The organism is Anaerolineae bacterium, assembly GCA_014360855.1.
Classification (GTDB): Bacteria; Chloroflexota; Anaerolineae; order JACIWP01; family JACIWP01; genus JACIWP01.
Genome location: JACIWP010000391.1, coordinates 1 through 1,999, shown reverse-complemented (window position 1 = coordinate 1,999; position 1,999 = coordinate 1). Strand labels below are relative to the sequence as shown.

Sequence of the window (1,999 nt, the reverse complement as noted above, 5' to 3'; positions counted from 1 at the left end):
CGGCAGCCTGCGCGATTTCCTCCTCTCGGCGCGCGAGGTGGCGCCGGCGATCCTGCCGGACCTGGCGGTCGTCGACGCGCGCGACCTGGGCGTCCTGTACAGTGCCAACCTGCTTCAGCCCATGCAGGACCTCTTGCCGGAGAATGTGCTGAACGATCTTTTCCCCTTTGCCCGCAGTCTGGCCGTGCAATTCGGACAGCCGTATGCTCTACCAATGGCCGCGGATATCGAGCACGCGGTGTACGATCAGCGCCGGCTGGATGCCCCGCCGCTGACCTGGACCGATGTGCTGAGCGATTCGGTCTCGTATGCCTTCCCTGCCGGCGGCGAAGATGGGCTGGTGAACGATACTTTCCTGCTCCAATATTTTGCCCTGGGCGGCCGGCTGAAGGATGAGGAAGATAAGCTTACCCTGGATGAGACGGTGCTGGCCCAGGTGTTCAGCTTTTACGCCTCCGGCGCTGTCGCCGGCCTGTTCCCTCCCGCCATGCTGGAAGCGCACACGGCGGATGACGCAGTCCTGCTGTGCCTGAACGGCAGTGCCGAATTGTGCAACGTGCGCTCCCAGACCTATCTGAAGAACCGCAACGAGTGGAAAGACCTGGCCTTTGCAACCATCCCTACCTGGAACGGCACCATCGCTACCGTGGCGCGTTCCCAGGCCTTTGTGCTGGTGGCCTCGGACCCGGCGCGTCACGAGGCGGTGCGGCGTTTCCTGGACTGGTTCTCGGCGCCGGAGCGCAATGCGCCCTGGACCCGCGCGGCCGGCCATCTTCCGACGCGCGTCAGCTCCCTGGACCTGTGGGGTGCCCAGGATGCCTATGCCGCCTTTGTGCGCTGGCAGTTATCTTCCGCTTTCAGCGCGCCGGCGGACCCTGACTCCCTGCGCCTGTACCAGGCCATCCAGCAGGCCCTGCGCGAGGTGTGGGAGCAGGCGATCAGCCCACGGGACGCCGCCCGCCGCGTGATGAACGCCGTGTTGCCTCAGCAGTGAGGAAAGGCCGGCGGAGGGGGTGCCATGACCGCATATCCGGTGAACTGGGGCCAAAGCCTGACACACGAACAGCGGCAGTTCCTCGCCGGCATGATTCGCTCCGCTTTGCAGGCCGTGGACCCATATCAGGCGGTCCTGCGGCATCTTCAGCGTCAGGGTGACTTGCTCCGCGCCGGCCCACAGGTGTATGACCTTCAGCGCTACCGGCGGGTGCTGGTGGTGGGGGCCGGCAAGGCCGGCGCCCCCATGACAGCCGCCGTCCATCATCTGCTGGGCAACCGCATCGAGTGGGGGTGGGTGAACGTCAAGCGCGGGCATCTGCTCCCCGGCCAGCAGGCCGGCGGCCGTATCGGCGCTGTCATCCTGCACGAGGCCGGCCATCCGATCCCCGACGCGGACGGCATGCGCGGCGCCGAGGCTATCCTGGAGCGCCTGCAGGGCCTGGACGAGGATACGCTGGTCATCTGCCTGATTTCGGGCGGCGGTTCAGCCCTGCTTCCTCTGCCAGCCGAGGGCATCACCCTGGAGGAAAAACAGCAGGTGACGGATGCCCTGCTGGCCAGCGGCGCGACCATCCATGAGTTCAACGCGGTGCGCAAGCACATCTCGCGCATCAAGGGCGGGCGGCTGGCCGGCGCGGCGTACCCGGCGCAGGTCCTTGCGCTGATCCTCTCCGATGTGGTGGGCAATCCCCTCGATGTCATCGCTTCCGGCCCCACCTCGCCGGATTCCTCCACCTGGGAGGATGCACGGCGGGTGCTGGAAAAGTACGGCCTGCTGGAGAAAATCCCGGCGGGGGTGCGCCGGCGGATCGAAAGGGGATTGGCCGGCGAACTGCCCGATACCCCCAAGCCGGGAGACCCGGTTTTCGAAAGGGTGCAAAATATCATTGTGGGGGATAACCGGCAGGCCGCGCTGGCGGCGCTGGAATATGCCCGGGAGGCCGGCATGAACGCCCTCCTGCTCACCACCTTTGCCGAGGGGGAAGCGCGCGAGGTCGGCAGG

Annotated in this window: 2 protein-coding genes; both read left to right on the top strand. The window is 66.6% G+C overall.

The annotated features are described in order from the left end of the window. Positions 1-994, top strand: a 994-nt coding sequence (locus H5T60_14360) for an extracellular solute-binding protein (GenBank protein MBC7243613.1), incomplete at its 5' end; no start/stop codon positions are given. 24 nt (positions 995-1,018) lie between these two features. After that, on the top strand, positions 1,019-1,999 hold a 981-nt coding region (locus H5T60_14355), incomplete at its 3' end, for a glycerate-2-kinase family protein (protein ID MBC7243612.1).